Genomic DNA, 19357 nt, shown 5'->3' with positions numbered 1-19357 from the left:
TCCTGCGAAATATGCCTTTTTTGCGCAAAAAAAATAACCCGGTACAATCCGGGTGTGGTAGGAGAGATATATATTAAAAAGGAGGTCAGAGGGCTTTGCTCGCCTTTATATTAACATACCGGCATTACAATTGTATTAAGCCCTCTTTAAAAATGGATTAAATTTAGAAGTGGTCCGGGTATTGAATAACAAAAACTAATTGGTAAACTCCAAATGCGCCGGTAGCTTTTGCAGGAATGAAGCAAATATGCCCAGGGCTTTCCTGGCCTCCGGGCTGTTCAATTGCCGCAGCAGGCTCAATACGCTTTGTGGGGATTGGCCCTTATTTTCACTAACTGCCTCCTGCAGGGCTGCCACCATACCTGTCACGAGCCTGTCTCCCCGGAGCATCTGGATCCGGTCCAGCATGGCCATTAAATCAACTAGCTGCTGGAGAACCCCGGTGACTACACCGGCGTTCAAGGAATCCTTAATGGCCTGGACAGTTCTCCCGAGCTCCAGCAAGGTGGTCATCGTCCCCGTCTCCTGCAAATCTCTAATTTCGGCGATTAAACTGCTAAGGTTATTGCCGGCCCTGGCGACCTCCCGGATAAGTTCCAGCATTTCCGGACGGTTAAGTTCATCGGCCATTTCGCCAAGACGAACCAGATTACCAACCATATTCTGGACGACTGGTGGCTCCAGGGAATCCATACCGGCGCTAATGAGATCTAATATTTCCTGCGAGCGTCCGGGCAGTTCCGGTTCCGCTTTGTTAGCTCCCACTATTTTCCTGGCAGGCTGGGCCATCCTTCTTCACTCCCCCTTATAAAATTCCCCGGGCCGATAACCAGTACATTTCGTTGTAAGAGAGCTTGAACCAGTGCAGCATTTCTGAAGGCGGCACCGGCCGCGGCGGTTGCTTGTAGTTAAAGGTGATATACGTGGCTTCATTCAAGCCGGTCTCAATGAAACAAAAAGCCTTGCCATTATAACGATGGGTGGGCGGCAGCCCCTTTAACTCACTTATTAAATTTTTTACCACCACGTCGGCTTCATAGTGGGCCGTTGAGCCGGCTTTACTTACAGGCAAGTCGGTGGCATCGCCGATTACATATACACAATCCCGGCCTTCCATCTTTAGAGTGTGCCGGTCGGTGGGTATAAAGCCATCTTCATCACCCAGCCCGGATTCGCGGATGACCATAGCCCCCCTGTGGGCGGGGATGGAAACCAGCAAATCATAGGGGTGCTCGGAGCCGTCCATGTTGTAAGCAATCTTGTTTTCCGGATCAACCTTTTCCAGGTTGAAAAAGACTTCATATTCAATACCGCGCCTTTCAAATTCCTTTACGGCCCATTTAGCCACGGGCTCCAGGGAATGAACGCGGCCGATGGGATAAGTGTATTTTAGTTGTACTTTGTTGCGAATACCGATGTCCCGGTAGTAATCATCGGCCATGAAGATAAACTCCAGGGGAGCTACCGGGCACTTATGGGGCACGTCAATGGTTACCATTAGCGTGCCACCCTGGAAATTTAGCATCTCATGCCGTAATCTCTCCGCGCCTTCCGGCGTATAGAAAGTGTGCCCGCCTGTCGCCAGGCCGGGTACTGAATCCATATCGGGGTATGACCCCGTGGCTATCACCAGGAAATCATAGTCAAAGGACTGCTTCGCGGTTATAACCTTTTTCCTATCAACGTCAATATGGCGCGCTGCGTCCATCACGAAATTTATTTTAGGATGCAGCAGGTATTTTTCTTCCCTGGTAAACTGCTCCAGGAAACCTTCATTGAAGGCCATGAACAGGAAACCCGGCTGGTAAATATGCTTGCCGGTGTCACCGATTAATAATACTTCCAGTTCCCCGCTATAAATCTCGTCTTCCAAAGATCTGGCCAGCCGGTTGGCCACCATGGTACCGGCTACGCCGCCGCCGACAATGACAACTCGCTTGGTCACTGGCTGACACTCCTTAATAAAACCCCGGTAGAACGGGCGCAGGTTTTCAAAACTCCTTCCCCGGCTTCGTCTAAACTGCTTAAACTACTATTACTTTGTTTTCCTGACGGCAATGCGCCAGCAATCCCCATCCTCCCGGCAGTAGACGAGCTCGTGCCCCATTTTGTTAACCCATTCGGGAACATCTTTGGCCGACCCGTTGTCGCTGGACAACAATTCATATACGTCCCCTACTTGACCGCGCTTAATCGCTTTTACCAGTTCCATCAACGGTCCGGGGCAATAAGAGCCCCGGGCATCAATTGTTTTGGTGATCATAACTTCAGGCATGTTAACCCCTCCAAAAATACGTGTTTACATCACTATGACCTGGCTGCCGGCTGCTTTGCCCAGGAAAGCCGTAACACCGATTACGTCGTCAAAAATATCGATGAGGTCTTCCTTCTTCCACCCCATTAAATCCATGGCCATGGCGCAGCCGTAAACCTTCAAGTTACCCATGTCTTTCCCATTTTCCAGCAGCTGGTAGAAAAGGTCCACATTTTTATTGAGCATTTCCCGGCCTATCTCGCCGGCGGTTTTAAAATCGCGGGCATTGACTACATCTTTGCGAAAAGCCTTCAAAGCTTCCATAGTCACGAAAACGTTAACTTCCATACCCGACATAGAAGCGACCGAACTCACCAGGCTTCCTGCCTGCAGCTTTTCCAGTTCTCCTGAGAGAAGGATAACGGACAGTTTGGGTTGTTCCATGCTAATTCTCCTTTCAATTTTGTTTATACCGGGTCTTGAACTAGTTGTTATTTTTGCTAACTGCCTTTGAAGCCTCCTGCTACCACCTCCACTAAAAATAATATTCGCCGGCAATGAAAAATTTCCTCCAATGCTTTTAATTTTTTTCGCATAAATTTTTACCAGCGAAGATCAGGGCAAAAAAAATTACTCCAGCTGGGCCTGTTTAAATACCTCGATAAATTTCAAGAGAAAGCGCAGCTGTTTGTCATTTAAATAACAAATCTGCCTGAGTACTGCCTGCACGTTCTCGTTCAGCAGCATCTCCCTTAAATCCGGGCCCATGGAAGCCAGCATTTCTTCCAGCTGATCCCGGGCAATTAATAAATAACAGGGGGAAATACCCAGGGCCCTGGCTATCTTTTCAATCGTGTTAAGGGAGGGCTGTACCTTGCCGGCTTCAATCTGACCAATCATTGCCGGCGAAAGGCCGGCCTCAGCGGCCAGGGCGCTCTGGGTAAGGCCCAGGGACTCCCGGACTTCTTTGAGTTTTTTCCCGATCCAGTTTTCTGTATGGCTTACCAGGAGGGATAGGGGGACTTCCAGGGCCGCTGCAATTTTACTTAGAGTATCAACGGCAGGGTGGAGAACACCCCTCTCTATTTCACTTAAATACGTAAATGAAATACCCGTTTTCGCGCTCAAGTCTTTAAGGGAAAGACCCTTTTCCTGGCGTGCCATCCGGATCTTATCTCCCAGGCCGACGCTATTTTCTGCCGGAATGAGGGTTTCCCGCGGAATATTGAGGGCATTGCAAATTTTGTCCAGGGTTTTCAGGGAGGGGCGTTTGTGTCCCCTTTCAATCTCGCTTAAGTATGAAGGGGATATCCCCGCCCTGCCCGCCAGGTCATCCAGGGTGTAACCCATTTCTTCACGGAAACGCCTGATGGTAGAACCTATTTCCATAGTAATTGCTCCTTGAAGTTATGTTGGTAAAGAAAAATCCGGGTTTCCCCACCCGGAAAAAATTAAGCCTGAAGATATGGTGCGGGCGAGAGGACTTGAACCTCCACGGGGGATGCCCACCAGATCCTAAGTCTGGCGCGTCTGCCGTTCCGCCACGCCCGCAAAAAATTGGTGAGCCATCGGGGAGTCGAACCCCGGACACCCTGATTAAAAGTCAGGTGCTCTACCTGCTGAGCTAATGGCTCACGTATACTGGCTGGGGCGGCTGGATTCGAACCAACGAAATGACGGATCCAAAGTCCGTTGCCTTACCGCTTGGCTACGCCCCAGCAGGGGATAAAAAAATGGGGTGGGAGATGGGACTCGAACCCACGACCCCCAGGGCCACAACCTGGTGCTCTGACCAACTGAGCTACACCCACCATATCTTTCCCTATCTCTTTGCTGGCGCGCCTGGCAGGATTCGAACCTGCGGCCCGCGGCTTAGAAGGCCGCTGCTCTGTCCAGCTGAGCTACAGGCGCTTGAAACTGGAGCGGGTGATGGGAATCGAACCCACGTAACCAGCTTGGAAGGCTGGGGCTCTACCATTGAGCTACACCCGCAAGCACAGGATATTATACCGCAAAAAAAGCCTGCAGTCAAAAACAGATTTTGCCACCGCCGGGCGAAATCATTAATATTTTTCGGTTTTCGAGTAAAATTTATTACCCTGGCCTCTCAATCGCCCTACAAGGCCCGCTCAGGGCCTGGTTTCCCCGGCCACAGGCGGCTTAATACCGGCCACAAGTTTTTTACAGCCCGGGCGCGGTGGCTGATGTTATTTTTTATTTCCTCGCCAAGTTCGGCAACGGTCTTACCATATTCAGGTAAATAAACAAGAGGGTCATACCCGAAACCAGAATTACCCCGGGGTTCATAGGCAATGATACCTTCCAGGGTGCCTTCGGCCAGGTAAATATCCCCGTTCGGGATTACAAGGGCCAGGGCACAGCGAAAACGTGCCGTGCGCTTTTCCCAGGGTACACCGGCTAAAAGCTGGAGAAGCTTAATGTTATTTAGCCTATCATCTGAGGGCATACCGGCAAAACGGGCCGAGTAAATGCCGGGCGCTCCTTTAAGGAAATCTACTTCCAGGCCGGAATCGTCCGCCAGGGCCGGCAGGCCGGTGTTTTCTGCCACCTTACGCGCCTTCAAAAGGGCATTTGCGGTAAAGGTAGTGCCCGTCTCTTCAGGAAGGGTCACTCCAGGAAAATCCTTTAAACTGGCAACGGCGATATCCAGACCCCTCAGCAGCTCCCGGAATTCCCTTGCTTTTCCCTCATTTTGGGTGGCTACAACCAGCTTACTCATGGCTTGTCCCCACCATATCCGCCACAGGACCCAGGACCTGCTTCTGGATGGCAATCAAACGTTCTATTCCTTCCCAGGCCAGGCCGAGCATGGCGGCCATTTCTTCCCTGCTGAATGGATGTTTTTCCGCCGTTCCCTGGACTTCCACCAGCTGGCCGGAACCGGTCATAACTACATTCATATCAACGCCGGCATGGGAATCTTCCTCAAAGTCCAGGTCCAGTAGCAGCTCGCCTTTGACCAGGCCCACACTCACCGCCGCCAGGAAATCCCGGAGGGGTAACCGGGGGATAATTCCGGCCGTCACCAGCCCGGCCAGGGCATCGACCAGGGCCACGAAACTGCCGGTAACGGCTGCCGTCCGGGTACCGCCGTCGGCCTGGATGACGTCACAATCAAGCCAGATGGTTCGCTCACCTAAAACCGCCGTGTCGACGACACTGCGTAAAGACCGGCCGATGAGGCGCTGGATTTCCTGGGTACGGCCGCTGGGGCGGCCCCTGGTCGCCTCTCGCACGGTTCTCTCCTGCGTTGAGCGCGGTAGCAGGGCATACTCGGCCGTAATCCATCCCTTGCCGCTGTTACGTAAAAAAGGTGGTACTTTTTCCTCCACAGTGGCACTGCAGATTACCCGGGTATCACCTATGGTAACCAGCACCGAACCCTCGGCGTACTTAAGATAATGCCTTTCGATAGTCACCGGGCGTAACTCCCGGGGACTGCGCCCCTTTACCCTGGTTAGAGACATAGTCGCCTCTCCTTATTAATCGAGTTTCAATTGCCTGACACCCTTAAGCTCCGGCCAGCCTACCAGCTGCATCCCCACCCTGGTAAATAACCGGGCATCACCGCTGACAAAAAAGCTGTGGGCCTTGGAGTAGTGGGCACCCCTGAGGCCGCCACCCGCCGCCAGTACTTGCTTTAGCTCCCGTACCGTGGCTGCCGCCGGGTCAATTAAAGTGACACCCGGACCGGCTACCTCCTGGATTACCGGAGCCAGGAAGGGATAATGGGTACACCCAAGGATCAGAGTATCAATTCCCGCTTCAATCAAGGGTTGCACATATTCTGCCACTGCTGCCTCTACCTCGGGACCGGAAACCAATCCGGCCTCAACCAGGGGTACCAGCTTGGGGCACGCTCTGGCAAAAACCCGGACTTCCCCGGCAAGAGCGTGGATAGCTTTTTCATGGGCATTGCTGGCTACTGTTGCTTCCGTAGCGATGACACCAATGCGACCGTTTCGCGTAGCCCGCAGGGCTTCTGTAACTCCGGGTTCAATTACGCCGATAATGGGGACAGAGTACTTTTTTTTAAGGTAAGGCAGGGCTACCGCAGAGGTAGTGTTGCAGGCATCAACAATAGCCTTGGCTCCCCTGGCAATTAAAAAGGCGGTTATGGTATCGGCAAACTCTCTCAATTCTTCAACAGTCCGGGAACCGTATGGAACATGGGCCGTATCTCCATAATAAATAATGGTTTCTGCCGGCAGCTGCCGGATAATTTCCCGGGCTACCGTCAAACCCCCGATTCCGGAATCAAAAACACCCACTGGCTGGACGGGCTGCACCGCCCTCATCTCCTTATCGAGGATGCTATCTTAAATTAAGAGCAGTACCTCATATTATATGCTTGCTTGGATATAGTTAATGTCTATTTTCCTTTGCGCCGGTAATGACAAAAACCACCATAAGTTGTCCTTGCTTCAAGTACAACTACAAAGGCATTGGGATCCCATGCCTTTACCATATCCCGGACAATATTTAGCTGTTTGCGCGGGAACCCAAGGTTTAAAATGGGATGGCTGCCATCCCGCCCCTGGCCTTCGGTTACAGTGACGCCAAAGCCGGCCGCCCGCAAATTTTCGGCCAGCTCCATGGGGTCCTTAAGGGTAATGATCTGGACCGTTACCTGTCCCAGGGCCACCTTTTCTTCAATGAAACTGCCGACAATATTGCCGGTGGCAAAACCCAGGGCGTAAAAGATAAGGCTTACGGGGTCGTTTAAACGATCAACAACATATTTCAAAGCAATTACATAGATGGTAACTTCAAAAATACCGATCCCCGCCGCGTAAAAGCGTTTACCCCTGACTAAAAGGAGCATTCTCAAAGTAGCCATGCTGACATCGGTAACGCGGGCCAGGAAAATTAAAAAGTATCCACCTACCAGGGCCAGCACCGGTACCCCTCCCGCCAGGTTGCTGCTCCCCCATTGTAACAAAGAAGCAAGGAGCCTGCAAGTAATTGCAGGCTCCTCTACACGGTCAACTAGCAGTTAATTTAATTGCCGGCAAAGTAAGAGCCGAGCCCGTTAAAAATACCCTCCGCCACCCTGGCCTGGAAAGCAGGGTTGTTCAAGAGCTGTTCCTCGGTGGGGTTGGAGATAAAAGCCGTCTCGACCAGTACCGAAGGCATGCCGGTGTTGCGTAAAACGGCAAAATTGGCTTCCAGGACACCGAGGTCTTTTCTCCCAATGGCTTGCACCAGGGCAGCCTGGATGGCAGCAGCCAGGCGCTGGCGCTCTTCCCGCTGCTCCCCGAGAGCCGTGCCCGGCGGGGCATAGAAATAGGTCGAAGTGCCGGAGGATTCGGAGCTTAAGGAAGCGTTGGCATGGATACTGATAAAAAGGTCGGCGCCCACATCATTAGCGTAATAGGCCCGGCCTGCAAGGGTATAGGGACAGGTTTCCCCGTTGCGGGTAAGGTATACGGTAGCCCCGGCCCCCCGGAGTAAGGCCGCCAGTTTCTGGGCTATAGCCAGGTTGACGTCCTTTTCTTTAACGCCGGTAGGGCCAATGGCACCGGGGTCGGCCCCTTCCGGGTCGGTACCGTGGCCGGGATCGAGGACGATCTTACTTCCCTGAATTGAAGGCTTATCTATAATAAAGGTCGTCTCACCCGCGCCGGCTTCTTTTAGCCTTAGCCTGGCGATTCCACTAAGATCAAAGACGAGACGGACGGTATCCGCTGTATACTGACCCAGGCGCACCCTGTCCACGAGAGAGTGGTTCACTTCCACTATTCTCTGTCCTTCCGGTACGGCCAGAAGGGCGCCGGGAATATCCACTATCAAGCGCTTGTCCCAGCGGGAAATTTGATAAGTAAAGATCCAGCTGGCTTTAACGGTGACTTGGAGGGCATCTCCTGCAGGTTTTACCGTCACGCCGGTTATCCGGAGGTTGGATTCCTGGTCATCATCATTCTCCGGAGGTTCATAGGGGGCATAAACGGCAAGGGCACTGGCCAGCCAGCCGCGCCGGCCGTCGTCCATTTCCACCAGCCACCAGCCGTTTCTTTCCTCCCAGATCGGCAGTTTACTGCCGGCAGCAGCCGTGCCCACCTGCTTTTCTACCGGGCTTGGGCCGGCCATAATTGCTACCGGCCTGCTGCCGGTAACTGCCAGGCCCAGGGGTTGACCGGCAGGCGTCTGGCCTTGGCCGGGCGAAGAGTTATCCCCAGGCGGCCGGGTTTGACCCGGGGGCGGGTCCTGGCCCGGCTGCCCGCCGTTTCCCGGCAGGTTATTGTCATACACAGGCTCGGCATAGGTAGCTGACACCCAGCCCTGGCGGCCGTCGCTTAACTGCACACGATACCAACCGGCAGTTTCGCCGAGCAACCCCAGCACCGTATCCCTGGGGAAAACATCAATTATAGTGTAATTGAGCCCAGGACCGGACCTGATGTTTACATAACTGCCAGTCAGGCGGACCTTTCCGGTACCCGTTGCCGTTCCCAGGGTGATCCTGATCGTCTGGGAAGCGGTGTTCCATTCCACCTGGCCGCCAAAGGCCTGGGATACGAAACGGACTGGGACCATGGTCGTCCCGCCCTTTAATACCGGTGTAGTATCCAGCAGGATGCCCTGTCCATTTACATATGCCTGGCGGCTACCAATCCACATCTTTAAAGTTGTTGCTCCCCGGTTGATGACAATACCCTTTTCCTTTTCCACCCATTCCACCCCGGCCCCCATATACTCCATCACAAAACGCAAGGGTACCATGGTGCGGCCGTTACTGTCAATATATGGCGGTACCGATGGATTAACTTGCGTACCGTTAAGGATAAGGGAAACCCCGGGGCCGGCTGTGGCCGGGAGGGCCTTCAATCCCAGCGTTAATATATTCATTAACGCCATCATTAACAATAAAAGACCCCACCGGGCCGTAGATATACTCTTGTCCATCACCCTTCCTTTCTCCTTTCATCTTTACAGCTACCATAAAAACTATTCGCTGCCTCGCAGTTCTTTCCTTCCTTCTTCACCATTTTTTGTGGAAAAAACAAAAAAGGTGCCTGTAAGGCACCCGGACTTTACATATTTCGACAAAAATTTACTGGGCTTCCTTTTTAATAAGGCTTTCATTACGGCTTATAGCCGTCGAAACGTCAATATGACCGGCAATAGTTTCAACGTACTGGCCGTTCACCAGGAACTGGACCTGCTTGACTGTCGGGAACTGGGTCAGGGTATTGACAATGGAGTATACAGTTAAACTTTCTCCCAGGGATCCGCCACTGTGGTTGGCGACCAGTTCTTTGCTAAAATCTACCCTGCACAGGCCGTCGGGGCGGATGTTAATATCTTTTAGAACCGTCCCCCTGGGAATAGTCGGCAGGAGCTGAGAGCCAGGTCCCGGTCCTTTAATGAGTTCTTCAATGGTCGCCCGGGCGATACCCTCTACCAGCGGGATGGTACGCTCTTCAGCTACCAGGTAATTCCCTGTGGGGTCACTGAAATAGAGGACCACTTTGGTTGTTTTGACTTCTTCTTTTGTTTCCCCGCTACTTACCTCCGGCGTGCCGGTTTCCGGTGGTGGCAGCTGGACCTGGACCTGGGACCGTGACCTGCCCGTCAACCTGTCTATTATCCCGCATCCACTCACAAGGGTAGCAACCAGTAACAGGCTCACTATAACTGCCAGGTGTTTTCCTGCCCGCAAAAAAATCCCTCCTTTCAATCCTGCTATAAAATAAATATCAGGGAAAGGAGGGATATATTCCTAATTTTTACGTCTAACCCAGAACTTCCCGTAAAACCTTGATGAAGCGTTCATTCTGCCGCGGTGTTCCTATGGTCACCCGCAGGAAATTATCGTAGCCAAAGATATCGCCGGTACGGACAATCACGCCTCTTTTTAAAAGCTCCTGGAAAACAGTCCTGCTATCTTGCCGGATGTTGACAAAGATGAAATTAGCTTCTGTAGGAACATATTCCAGGCCCAGGGCGGTAAACTGTTCGTAAAGATACTGTTTACCCTCTATATTTACCTCCCGGCTTTTCTTATAATGGGCCTCATCCCTGAGGGCAGCAATGGCCGCCGCCTGGGCTATGAGATTAACGTTAAAAGGCTCCCGTACCCGGTTCAAGTTCCTGATAACTTCCGGCACGGCCACGGCAAACCCTACCCGCAGGCCCGCCAGGCCGTAAATTTTGGAGAATGTACGCAGAACAATGACGTTATCCCGTCCGTAACGGACATAGGCCAGGCTGTCCGGATAATGCTCGGCAGTCACGTAATCGGCATAGGCTTCATCTAAAACCACCAGGACGGAAGGAGGTACTTCTTTTAAGAAGTTATCCAGGAGCATCTGGCCGACAATGGTCCCCGTAGGGTTGTTGGGGTTGCAGATGAAAACCATTTTCGTCCGGGGAGTTATGTGTGCAGCCATGGCCTTCAGGTCGTGGCGGAAACTGCGGCAGGGCACCTTAATGGCCCGGCCGGCCATAACCTGGGCAGCAAATTCATACTCAGAAAAAGTAGGAGCGGCGACTACTATTTCATCCCCGGGGTTGAGATAGGTCTCGGCCAGCATCTTTATTATCTCATCAGTACCGTTACCTACAATAATATTCTCCGGGGAAAAACCAAGTTTTTCCGCCAGGGCATTTTTTAAGTAATAACAATTCCCGTCCGGATACAGGTAAACCCTTTCGGCTGCTTCCTGGATGGCCCGGACGGCGTCGGGCGAAGGTCCCAGGGGATTCTCATTGGACGCCAGTTTAATCACGTCCTTGACCCCCAGTTCCCGCTGGACTTCTTCAATGGGTTTCCCGGGGACATAGGGTTTAATGGCCAGGATGGCTTCCCTGCATGCTACGGTGGCCAATATGTTCATCTCCTTCACTACAGACGATAAATTTTTTCTCCTTCCAGAACGGTTATTCCCCTCTGCTGAAGGATGGTAATAGCCTTGTCCAGTTCTTCAACGCGGAAGATGACCAGGGCGCCGTTATCGCCCTTACCGATAAAGGCATAGAGGTATTCGATATTGATGCCGGCTTCTTCAAGAACAGAAAGGATATTACTCAAGCCCCCGGGCCTGTCCGGCATCTCCACTCCCAGGACATCGGTAAGGCTGACGGTGAAACCGGCTTCCTTCAAGGCGCGGTAGGCCTGTTCCGGATCGTTGACGATAAGGCGTAAAATACCAAAGTCAGAAGTGTCGGCAATGGACAGGGCCCGGATGTTAATTCCCTGTTCGGCCAGCAGGCGCGTTACTGCCGCCAGCCGGCCCGACTTGTTCTCCAGGAACACTGAAAGCTGCTTGATCTTCATGGTTTCGCCCCCCCTCATATCTTCCGCTTATATCTTCCGCTTGTCGATTACCCTGACGGCCTTCCCTTCACTGCGTTCTATGGTTTTGGGCTCCACCAGGGTAACTTTCACACTGATGCCCAGGGTGCTTTCCAGTTCGCTGACCAGCCGCTTCTCCAGCTCTTCCAGACCCCGGACTTTATCGGAGAAAAGGAAGTCTGAAACCTCCACCTTGACCTCCAGGGTGTCCAGGGCTCCCTGCCGGTCGACAATAAGGAGGTAATGGGGTTCGGTACCGCCCATTTCCAGGAGGACGCTCTCAACCTGGGAGGGGAAGACGTTGACCCCGCGGATAATAAGCATGTCGTCAGTCCTGCCGGTGAAACGGGCCACCCGTACGTAGGTACGACCGCAGGAACAAGTCCCGGGAATTATAGTGGTAATGTCCCTGGTCCGGTAGCGGATGACCGGCAGGGCTTCTTTCGTGAGGGAGGTAATGACCAGCTCGCCCAGCTGTCCAGGTGCCACCGGCTTCTCCGTGACCGGGTCAATTACTTCTACCAGGAAGTGGTCGCCAAAAACATGCAGGCCGTTCTTAGCCTGGCACTCAATACCTACCCCGGGGCCGATGACTTCACTCAGTCCGTAAATATCTACGGCACTAATCCCCAGCCGCTTCTCGATCTCCTGGCGCATGTTTTCCGACCACGGTTCCGCACCAAAAATACCGCACCGGAGCTTTAATTCCTCCGGTCTGATGCCCATCTCGGCCATTACCTCGGCAATATACAGGGCATAGGAGGGAGTACAGGTAAGGACCGTACTGCCGTAATCCTTCATAATCATTATCTGGCGCTTGGTATTGCCGCCCGAGATGGGAATAACAGAAGCGCCCAGGCGCTCCGCTCCATAATGAACCCCCAGGCCGCCGGTAAAGAGGCCGTAACCGTAGGCATTCTGGATAATATCGTGACGGGTTGTCCCCCCGCATACCAGGGCCCGGGCCATGAGCTCGGCCCAGACGTCGATATCATGGCGGGTATAACCAACTACCGTCGGCTTGCCGGTGGTACCCGATGAAGAGTGGATGCGTACCACTTCGCTCATGGGTACGGCAAACATGCCGAAGGGGTAATTGTCCCGTAAATCCTGTTTGGTGGTGAAGGGCAATTTCTGGAGATCATCCAGGCTTTTAATGTCGCCCGGTTCCAGCCCGATAGCCTGAAAGGCTTTGCGGTAAAAGGGTACGTTAAAAAAAGCCCTTTTAACCGTTGCCTGGAGGCGTTCCAGCTGGAGTTCCCTTAACTCGTCTTCCGGCATACACTCATATCTTTCGTTCCAGTACAAACCGTACTCCCCCAATTTGTCAACTTCGCTATTGCCGGCGGTGAGAAGCACCCCTTGCCAGTGTTCCACCAGCCGGGCATACAGAAATATTTCCACATCAAAACAGGGATTCCTGCCGCAAAATTAGCGGCGGCTATTTTTCTTGCCGTCATAACTAAAAACAGCCGTCTTGCCGTCAATGACGGTTTCCAGGTGGACCGGGCGGCCCCACAGCAGGTAGACATAGGGCAGGGTCTTTTCCAGGTAAGGAACGTCCAGTTCCAGGTCTTCATAGCAGTGCTTGAGGTAAAGCTCGCCCCGGCGCTGGTAATCGCCATCGGTAACAACGATATAGGGAAAACCGCAGTTGGTAAGACGGCCGACCAGGCCGTCCCGCACTTTTTCCCAGTCCTTCTCCACCACCACCCATTCCGATCCAACCTTCTGGTAAAGGAAGAGATCCAGCTCTTCCACCAATTCCCGGGTCAAGTAATTACGCAGGAAAGAAATGTCGTTTTCGCAGCTACGGACTTCAAAGATCTTGGCCCGGCCTTCCCCACCCCGGCGGCCGTAACATTCCCTTTCCTCCCGGGAGGGGTTATCCCAGCGCCTTTCAATATCCTCAAAAATCTTGCTGCCCACATAATAGGGGTTAATCTGCATTTTGCCCGGTTGAGTAACGCTGGCGTGAAGGTGGGCAAATTCAATGGTTTCTGTTGCGGATAAATCCAGTTCCCGCATGATACGGGTATGCCAGTAGGTGGCCCATCCTTCATTTATGATTTTAGTCTCCATCTGGGGCCAGAAATACCGCATCTCTTCCCTGACTATGGCCAGGATGTCCCGCTGCCAGTCCTCCAGTTCGGGACTGTGCTCCATGATAAAGGCCAGCATATCCTTGGTGGGCCGCGGGGGTATCCTGCGGGTACGCTCTTTGGACGGTTCCTTCGTTTTGCCGTCCAGGGCCCACAGGTCGTCATAGGGCGTCTCCGGGGGGCGGGTGGGGGCGGTATCCTTTTCTCTCCCCTCTTCTCGTGCCGGAAAGATAGCTGGAGGCTCGATATGCTCCTGGATAGACAGGGCTGCGTCCAGGAAAATCTCCACCTCCCGGTGGCCGTATTTAAACTCATACTCCCTTATTTTAGCTGCATGGACGGCCATAGTTTCCACCATATGGCGGGAAGTAGGGGCAAAGTGAATGTTATTCTTAAAAAAATCACTGTGAGCAAAGACGTGGGCAATGACCAGCTTATTCTGGATCAGGTCATTGCCCTCCAGCAAAAAGGCATAGCAGGGATCGGAGTTGATGACCATTTCATAAATCCGGTTCAGGTTGAAGTCATACTGGAGTTTCATCTTGTAGAAGTGCTTGCCGAAGGTCCAGTGGGTAAACCTGGTCGGCATGCCGTAGGCGCCAAAGGCATAGATGACGTCTGCAGGTACCAGTTCAAAACGCATGGGAAAAAAGTCCAGGCCGAATTTCCCGGCCTGATCATGGATGACTTCGATGGCTGCGGCAAGGGCTTTAAATTCTTGTTCCACCGGGCTCCCTCCCCTGCTTTTTACCTTCTCCCTCTACTGCTAATGCTATTCAGCCGGCGGTTTGTCCTATGAAAAGTTGTACCTCTAAATTAAGCAGTTGTTCCCCCGGCCCCAAAGTCGTCATAATCTGCCTCGGGACGCATGGCAAAAATCGTAGACAGGGTTTTACTCGTTCAGCTGGCAGTTGTTGCCTTATCCATTAGGCTTATCCTAAAAAATAGCCGGGGGCAGAAATACGCCACCGGCTCGTGCATGGTAGCGGAGGTTTCCTGATCTTTGGGGCAGGCCGCGCCCAGGATAACGCTAAAGAAAACTTCTATCTAACTGTGCTTGCCGATGATACAACGCCTCCTGCTGTAACAGGCGTTTTAGCAAATGGTAATACTATTAGCAATCAAGTTTGACGAAGAGCTGGACACAGAAAGCGTGCCTGCTGCGAGCGCCTTCACGGTCAACATCGAGGGGACGGTTTACACGGCGGGGGGAATACAGCTTCCCGGTTACCAGCAAAACGCGCTGAGCCTGACCATACCAGTTCCCGTTCTTTACGGGGATGATGTCACGGTCAGCTTCAACGCCGGCATCGGCCCCGGCTTCAGCGATTTGGACGGGAATGAACTGGCCTCTTTTACCATTGATTCGGGCATAAATATCAGGCCCGGGGACACGTTCTTTAGCATTGCCCGGCGTTTCGGGTTCACCCTTGAAGCGATTTTGGCTGCCAATCCCGGGGTAGACCCTAACAATCTCCAGGTAGGGCAAGTAATTTGTTTGCCCCCGTCTCCGGGGGGGCGGGCCTGTCCCCTTCCCGGGCGGGCAAATTTATGTAGTTCAGCCGGGTGACACCCTCTATTTGATTGCCCAGCGGCACGGCATTTCTTTAAACGCCCTTGTTGCTGCTAATCCCCATATTGCCGACCCCGACAGGATACAGGTCGGCCTGCCGGTTTGCATCCCGGGATGAAATAAAGTGAAAGCCTTTTAACCCCTGCTTAAAAAAGCCCCCGGATTGTACCCGGAGGCTTTTTTATGCCGATACCGCACATGAATGACACTAAGTTAAGAACCATTGCGATAGTTTTTCTGCTCTTGCCCTTTTACCATTTTTCTACCTAATCCTAAAGCAAGAAGATAAATAGCCATTTGATTTAGGCTTAAACGTTGCGGCGGCCCCTTATTTCCCCTTTATCCCTCTGCTCTTTAAAATACCAGCAGGCTGCCCCGTAAGGGTTGACCCCTCTGCCTGCTATCTCGCAATGCCCGCGCTTTTTGCCCCAGTAATGACGGCAGGCAGCGCATATTCTGGCCGCCGGTGGCCGTAACGCCTTTGTAGTATCTCCGGATCCGGCATTTGTGGTCATGTCCCGCCACCTTCTTCCATCTCGCTATAAATCAAACCAACCTGTATAAATCCCGGTATTTATCATTAGCCTTGCTTTACCATGGCGGCCTGGGTAACTTCCCTTTCCCTTTCCTGTCCAACAGGCGTAAGAACCTCTGGCTCAATTCTGTACTCCAAGGAATAAGGTGAACATTTCCCACCGCCAATCATACAATAAAAAACATAAGGGCAAGGACGTCCTTTAGCACCATGTGCAGGGACGTCTTTTCTTTTTTCGCAACATTAGATTACAGGAGGGATGAATTCATGTGTGGCATTTGCGGGTGGATTGACCGGGAAGTAGATGTGACCCGGTACGGACACGTCCTGGAAAAAATGATTGAAACCCTCTCATGCCGCGGACCTGATGCTGGTGGGATGTGGTTGTCACCAAAGGCAGCCCTGGGCCACCGGCGCCTGATAGTAGTAGATCCTGAAGGTGGGAGCCAGCCCATGATTCGTAAGCGGGGTAAGGATAAATACATCATAAGTTATAACGGCGAACTTTATAACATGCCTGAGTTACGCAGGGAACTTGAATCTCGGGGACACTTTTTTCAAACCCGTTCTGATACTGAAATTATCCTGGCCGCCTTTATGGAATGGGGGGTGGAATGTGTTGAACATTTAAATGGCATTTTTGCCTTTGCCATCTGGAGTGAAAAAGACCAGAGTTTGTTCCTTGCCCGCGACCGCCTGGGTGTTAAACCTTTATTTTACACCCGGCGAGGCAGCACTTTCCTTTTCGCCTCGGAATTAAAAGCTCTTCTTTCCCACCCGGCAGTTATGCCGGAAATAGATGCCGAGGGACTTGCTGAGATCTTTGTTATCGGCCCGGCCCGTACACCAGGGCACGGGGTGTTTAAAGGAGTTGCCGAGCTTAAACCCGGACACTGCCTCCTGTATCATCAAAACGGCATATCTATACGTCAGTACTGGAAACTTGAAAGCCACCCGCACCTTGATGACTTGGATACCTCTACTGCAAAAGTCAGGGAGCTTTTAAAAGATTCGGTGAAGCGACAGCTCTTATCTGATGTTCCTCTCTGCTCCCTGTTATCAGGTGGTATAGATTCAAGTGCTATTACCGCTTTTGCTGCCGGAGCATTACAACAAAATGGTTCAGAACGTCTTAAGACTTACTCCATAGATTATGCAGGCAACGAAAGCTATTTTATGCCCAATGAATTTGAACCTAACTCTGACAGGGACTGGGGGCATAAGGTTGCGGCCTTTTTAGGTACTCATCATCACACTGTCCTGATCGATACTTCTGAACTTGTTGAGGCCTTAACGGCAGCTGTTCGGGCGCGCGATTTACCGGGTATGGCTGATATTGATGCCTCCCTTTACCTGTTTTGCCGCGAAATCAAGAAAGAAGCAAGCGTAGGTTTATCGGGTGAATGTGCGGATGAAGTATTCGGGGGCTACCCGTGGTTCAGGCGCCAGGAAGCACACTTTGCCGACACCTTTCCCTGGTCCCTCAAACTTGAGGATAGGATCCGCTTACTATCACCCGAGCTAATCAAAAAGATCCGGCCGCGGGAATATGTAGCCGACCGGTACCGGGAGGCACTGGCCGAGGTGCCCCGCCTGCCGGGAGAAGATCCCTTTGCGGCCCGCATACGCGAAATCTTTTACCTGACCCTGACCCGCTGGATGCCTACCTTACTGGACCGGAATGACCGTATGAGTATGGCGGTTGGCCTTGAACTGCGCGTCCCCTTCTGTGATCATCGACTGGTTGAATATGTCTGGAATATTCCCTGGTCCATGAAATATGTGGATGAAAAAGAAAAAGGCCTCCTACGCCGGGCTTTAAAAGGAGTACTCCCTGAAGATGTACTGGCGAGGCGCAAAAGCCCATATCCCAAAACCCATAATCCTGCTTTTTTGAATGCTATGCGCACCTGGGTAGGAGATATTCTAAACCATGCCGGTTCACCGCTGCTTCCACTGATCGATGTTGCCTTTATACGCACTCTTATTGAATCAGAGGCCAATTTCCAACTGCCATGGTTTGGCCAGCTTATGAGACTGCCGCAGCTACTGGCTTATTTAGCCCAGGTAGACTTTTGGCTGCGTGAATACATGGTAACTATTTGCTAGGCAATTACCCGATTTTCTTAATTGGGTCTTGACGAAATGAAGGAGCCTGCTATTATAGAATAAAATAATAACATAGAGACAACGCTGTCTCGGTACACAGCAAAGAGGCTGTTAGCACACTTCGTGCGGGCAGCCTCTTTATGTTTAGAACTGGCCGAGCTGCCGGCAGTAACGGTTTATTCTATGGCAACCCTTCGCTTTTACTAACCCAGATGATAGCTGTAGTTGCTGTTTGGGCTTTTGTAGCAATTGCGACCTTTATTATTCTCAAGGCAGTAGCATTGATAACACCGTTAAGAGCCAGCACGGAGGAAGAAGAGATGGGAATGGACATCACCCAGCACGGCGAAGAAGGCTATGCAGGTGTGGCGATGGTAACGGTGGAATTGCCAGGGAACGGGGAAAGGATAGAAGAAACGTTAACAGGGGAGAAAACTGCTTTAAAGAATGAAGAAGAGGGGCATATGCGAAAAATCGAAGCTATAATCCGCCCCGAAAAGCTAGAAAAGGTTAAAGAGGCCCTGGGCAAGTTCGGGATCCGTGAACGCGGGAAAGATTTAATTTAAAGGAGCAGATGGTGTTATTAAACAAAACTGTTATTAAAGCCCTAAAAATAATATATCTAGTGTTTGTTTTCATCAGGCGGAAATTTATTTCGAAATACAGAATACATGTGCTTTACCCCCTTGCCTACATGTTGATCTTCCTTTATAATTGAGTCATCTAATAGTGAAATTGTTTTTCATAGGGCAAAGAGGTCCTTTGGCAGCGCTACAACGGCGTAGTGCGGAAAGGACAGGGTAGGAAAATATGGTTCAATCCCAGATTTTTATCGCCAGTGCCGATCCGGCTACCCGGCAGAACCTTAAGTATATGCTAGTGCGGGAAGGGTACTTGATAGCCGGGGAAGCCCAGGATGGGAGCCAGGCCTTGCGGATGATCCGCACCCTGCAGCCCGGCCTGGTAATTCTGGATTGCGAACTTCAAGGTACCAGTGCCCTGGAAATAGCCAGGATCATCGAGGAAGATGGCGTGGCGCCAATCATTTTTCTGGCCACATCCTGGCATCGCAACTTGCTGGACCGTACGAGCAATTTCCCGATCTATGCTTATTTAATCAAACCCGTCCAGGATAGCACCCTGTTGCCGGCGGTAGAAGCCGCCCTGGCCAATTTCCAAAAAATGCGCCGCCTGCAGCAGGAAATCAACAGGCTGAAGGAAACCCTGGCCGCCCGGAAAATAATTGAACGGGCCAAGGGGATTCTCATGGATACCATGGGATTAACGGAAGCCGAGGCTTACCGGCGTATGCAGCGCCAGAGCATGGACCGCTGCGTTCCCATGAAAAGTATTGCAGAAGCCATTATCGTTGCTTATGAACTTCAAAGCGGTAGCAAGGAAAAAAAGTAGAACGGCAGGGGCGGGTAAAAAACCTTATAATTACTTGGGGCAACGGCGTCCTGAA

20 protein-coding genes, 6 tRNA genes and 1 pseudogene are annotated in these 19357 nt (G+C 52.0%); 5 read left to right on the top strand and 22 right to left on the bottom strand.

Features of this window, described 5'->3' with window-relative positions:
• Positions 1-195: 195 nt before the first annotated feature.
• From NWF31_RS09220 to NWF31_RS09120, 21 genes are all read right to left on the bottom strand, one after another.
• Positions 196-789, bottom strand: coding sequence for a helical membrane plugin domain-containing protein (locus NWF31_RS09220; protein WP_258360206.1), 594 nt, complete (start codon positions 787-789; stop codon positions 196-198).
• A gap of 16 nt (positions 790-805) precedes the next feature.
• Positions 806-1945: an NAD(P)/FAD-dependent oxidoreductase gene (locus NWF31_RS09215; RefSeq protein ID WP_258360205.1), complete on the bottom strand. Its 1140-nt coding sequence runs from the start codon at positions 1943-1945 to the stop codon at positions 806-808.
• Positions 1946-2035: 90 nt separating this feature from the next.
• Complete coding sequence (locus NWF31_RS09210) at positions 2036-2263, bottom strand: sulfurtransferase TusA family protein (RefSeq protein WP_422880270.1); 228 nt, start codon at positions 2261-2263, stop codon at positions 2036-2038.
• Positions 2264-2299: 36 nt separating this feature from the next.
• On the bottom strand, positions 2300-2698 hold the full coding sequence (locus tag NWF31_RS09205; protein ID WP_258360203.1) for a DsrE/DsrF/DrsH-like family protein: 399 nt from the start codon (positions 2696-2698) through the stop codon (positions 2300-2302).
• 186 nt (positions 2699-2884) lie between these two features.
• Positions 2885-3643, bottom strand: a complete 759-nt coding sequence (locus NWF31_RS09200) for a helix-turn-helix domain-containing protein (RefSeq protein WP_258360202.1) — start codon at positions 3641-3643, stop codon at positions 2885-2887.
• 77 nt (positions 3644-3720) lie between these two features.
• Positions 3721-3805 (bottom strand) — tRNA-Leu (locus NWF31_RS09195).
• Between the two features lie 7 nt (positions 3806-3812).
• Positions 3813-3888 (bottom strand) — tRNA-Lys (locus tag NWF31_RS09190).
• 8 nt (positions 3889-3896) lie between these two features.
• Positions 3897-3972: transfer RNA gene (locus NWF31_RS09185), tRNA-Gln, on the bottom strand.
• 16 nt (positions 3973-3988) lie between these two features.
• Positions 3989-4065, bottom strand: a tRNA-His gene (locus NWF31_RS09180).
• A gap of 23 nt (positions 4066-4088) precedes the next feature.
• A tRNA-Arg gene (locus NWF31_RS09175) sits at positions 4089-4165 on the bottom strand.
• A gap of 7 nt (positions 4166-4172) precedes the next feature.
• Positions 4173-4246, bottom strand: a tRNA-Gly gene (locus NWF31_RS09170).
• A gap of 124 nt (positions 4247-4370) precedes the next feature.
• Positions 4371-4994 (bottom strand): XTP/dITP diphosphatase, encoded by a 624-nt coding sequence (locus tag NWF31_RS09165; RefSeq protein ID WP_258360201.1) that lies wholly within the window; start codon positions 4992-4994, stop codon positions 4371-4373.
• Positions 4987-5742 carry a ribonuclease PH gene (gene rph / locus NWF31_RS09160; protein WP_258360200.1) on the bottom strand — a complete coding sequence of 252 codons (756 nt, stop codon included), beginning with the start codon at positions 5740-5742 and terminating at the stop codon, positions 4987-4989. Before rph ends, NWF31_RS09165 begins: the two co-directional genes overlap by 8 nt.
• A 15-nt stretch (positions 5743-5757) precedes the next feature.
• The gene (gene murI, locus NWF31_RS09155; RefSeq protein WP_277998920.1) at positions 5758-6573 is read right to left on the bottom strand and encodes a glutamate racemase; all 816 of its coding nucleotides are present in this window, start codon (positions 6571-6573) and stop codon (positions 5758-5760) included.
• Between the two features lie 74 nt (positions 6574-6647).
• Positions 6648-7217: a DUF2179 domain-containing protein gene (locus NWF31_RS09150; protein WP_258360198.1), complete on the bottom strand. Its 570-nt coding sequence runs from the start codon at positions 7215-7217 to the stop codon at positions 6648-6650.
• Between the two features lie 59 nt (positions 7218-7276).
• Positions 7277-9181: an N-acetylmuramoyl-L-alanine amidase gene (locus tag NWF31_RS09145; protein WP_258360212.1), complete on the bottom strand. Its 1905-nt coding sequence runs from the start codon at positions 9179-9181 to the stop codon at positions 7277-7279.
• Positions 9182-9329: 148 nt separating this feature from the next.
• Positions 9330-9938 (bottom strand): GerMN domain-containing protein, encoded by a 609-nt coding sequence (locus NWF31_RS09140; protein ID WP_258360197.1) that lies wholly within the window; start codon positions 9936-9938, stop codon positions 9330-9332.
• 73 nt (positions 9939-10011) lie between these two features.
• A complete protein-coding gene (gene hisC, locus NWF31_RS09135; RefSeq protein WP_422880268.1) occupies positions 10012-11115 on the bottom strand; it encodes a histidinol-phosphate transaminase in 1104 nt (367 codons plus the stop codon).
• An 8-nt stretch (positions 11116-11123) separates the two neighbouring features.
• Positions 11124-11555 (bottom strand): ACT domain-containing protein, encoded by a 432-nt coding sequence (locus tag NWF31_RS09130; RefSeq protein ID WP_258360195.1) that lies wholly within the window; start codon positions 11553-11555, stop codon positions 11124-11126.
• A 27-nt stretch (positions 11556-11582) separates the two neighbouring features.
• Positions 11583-12854, bottom strand: a complete 1272-nt coding sequence (locus tag NWF31_RS09125; protein ID WP_258360211.1) for a phenylacetate--CoA ligase — start codon at positions 12852-12854, stop codon at positions 11583-11585.
• Between the two features lie 150 nt (positions 12855-13004).
• A complete protein-coding gene (locus tag NWF31_RS09120) occupies positions 13005-14402 on the bottom strand; it encodes a SpoVR family protein (RefSeq protein ID WP_258360194.1) in 1398 nt (465 codons plus the stop codon).
• Positions 14403-14777: 375 nt separating this feature from the next.
• On the opposite strand from NWF31_RS09120, the gene NWF31_RS09115 reads away from it, so the two are divergent.
• Positions 14778-15245, top strand: coding sequence for a LysM peptidoglycan-binding domain-containing protein (locus NWF31_RS09115; protein ID WP_258360193.1), 468 nt, complete (start codon positions 14778-14780; stop codon positions 15243-15245).
• A gap of 10 nt (positions 15246-15255) precedes the next feature.
• Positions 15256-15366, top strand: coding sequence for a LysM peptidoglycan-binding domain-containing protein (locus tag NWF31_RS09110; RefSeq protein ID WP_258360192.1), 111 nt, complete (start codon positions 15256-15258; stop codon positions 15364-15366).
• 190 nt (positions 15367-15556) lie between these two features.
• On the opposite strand, the gene NWF31_RS09105 is transcribed toward NWF31_RS09110, so the two are convergent.
• Entirely contained in the window at positions 15557-15763 is a 207-nt protein-coding gene (locus NWF31_RS09105; protein WP_258360191.1) for a hypothetical protein, read from the bottom strand.
• A gap of 287 nt (positions 15764-16050) precedes the next feature.
• On the opposite strand from NWF31_RS09105, the gene asnB reads away from it, so the two are divergent.
• The 3 genes and pseudogenes from asnB (at position 16051) to NWF31_RS09090 (ending at position 19302) form a co-directional block, all read left to right on the top strand.
• Positions 16051-17892 (top strand): asparagine synthase (glutamine-hydrolyzing), encoded by a 1842-nt coding sequence (asnB, locus tag NWF31_RS09100; RefSeq protein WP_258360190.1) that lies wholly within the window; start codon positions 16051-16053, stop codon positions 17890-17892.
• Positions 17893-17987: 95 nt separating this feature from the next.
• Positions 17988-18458: pseudogene (locus NWF31_RS09095) on the top strand (P-II family nitrogen regulator); the annotation flags it as partial.
• A gap of 244 nt (positions 18459-18702) precedes the next feature.
• Positions 18703-19302: an ANTAR domain-containing response regulator gene (locus NWF31_RS09090; protein WP_258360189.1), complete on the top strand. Its 600-nt coding sequence runs from the start codon at positions 18703-18705 to the stop codon at positions 19300-19302.
• Positions 19303-19357: the final 55 nt, after the last annotated feature.

Source organism: Neomoorella sulfitireducens (genome assembly GCF_024733845.1).
GTDB classification, from domain to species: domain Bacteria; phylum Bacillota; class DSM-521; order Neomoorellales; family Neomoorellaceae; genus Neomoorella; species Neomoorella sulfitireducens.
This window is presented reverse-complemented; position numbering and strand designations above follow the sequence as displayed.

What these genes read in the sequence shown, in the direction of transcription:
- NWF31_RS09220 (WP_258360206.1), bottom strand. Translation starts at nt 789, where the DNA reads ATGGCCCAGCCTGCCAGGAAAATAGTGGGAGCTAACAAAGCGGAACCG.
- NWF31_RS09210 (WP_422880270.1), bottom strand. Translation starts at nt 2,263, where the DNA reads ATGATCACCAAAACAATTGATGCCCGGGGCTCTTATTGCCCCGGACCG.
- NWF31_RS09205 (WP_258360203.1), bottom strand. Translation starts at nt 2,698, where the DNA reads ATGGAACAACCCAAACTGTCCGTTATCCTTCTCTCAGGAGAACTGGAA.
- NWF31_RS09200 (WP_258360202.1), bottom strand. Translation starts at nt 3,643, where the DNA reads ATGGAAATAGGTTCTACCATCAGGCGTTTCCGTGAAGAAATGGGTTAC.
- NWF31_RS09165 (WP_258360201.1), bottom strand. Translation starts at nt 4,994, where the DNA reads ATGAGTAAGCTGGTTGTAGCCACCCAAAATGAGGGAAAAGCAAGGGAA.
- rph (WP_258360200.1), bottom strand. Translation starts at nt 5,742, where the DNA reads ATGTCTCTAACCAGGGTAAAGGGGCGCAGTCCCCGGGAGTTACGCCCG.
- murI (WP_277998920.1), bottom strand. Translation starts at nt 6,573, where the DNA reads ATGAGGGCGGTGCAGCCCGTCCAGCCAGTGGGTGTTTTTGATTCCGGA.
- NWF31_RS09145 (WP_258360212.1), bottom strand. Translation starts at nt 9,181, where the DNA reads ATGGACAAGAGTATATCTACGGCCCGGTGGGGTCTTTTATTGTTAATG.
- hisC (WP_422880268.1), bottom strand. Translation starts at nt 11,115, where the DNA reads ATGAACATATTGGCCACCGTAGCATGCAGGGAAGCCATCCTGGCCATT.
- NWF31_RS09130 (WP_258360195.1), bottom strand. Translation starts at nt 11,555, where the DNA reads ATGAAGATCAAGCAGCTTTCAGTGTTCCTGGAGAACAAGTCGGGCCGG.
- NWF31_RS09125 (WP_258360211.1), bottom strand. Translation starts at nt 12,854, where the DNA reads ATGCCGGAAGACGAGTTAAGGGAACTCCAGCTGGAACGCCTCCAGGCA.
- NWF31_RS09115 (WP_258360193.1), top strand. Translation starts at nt 14,778, where the DNA reads ATGGTAATACTATTAGCAATCAAGTTTGACGAAGAGCTGGACACAGAA.
- NWF31_RS09105 (WP_258360191.1), bottom strand. Translation starts at nt 15,763, where the DNA reads ATGACCACAAATGCCGGATCCGGAGATACTACAAAGGCGTTACGGCCA.
- asnB (WP_258360190.1), top strand. Translation starts at nt 16,051, where the DNA reads ATGTGTGGCATTTGCGGGTGGATTGACCGGGAAGTAGATGTGACCCGG.
- NWF31_RS09090 (WP_258360189.1), top strand. Translation starts at nt 18,703, where the DNA reads ATGGTTCAATCCCAGATTTTTATCGCCAGTGCCGATCCGGCTACCCGG.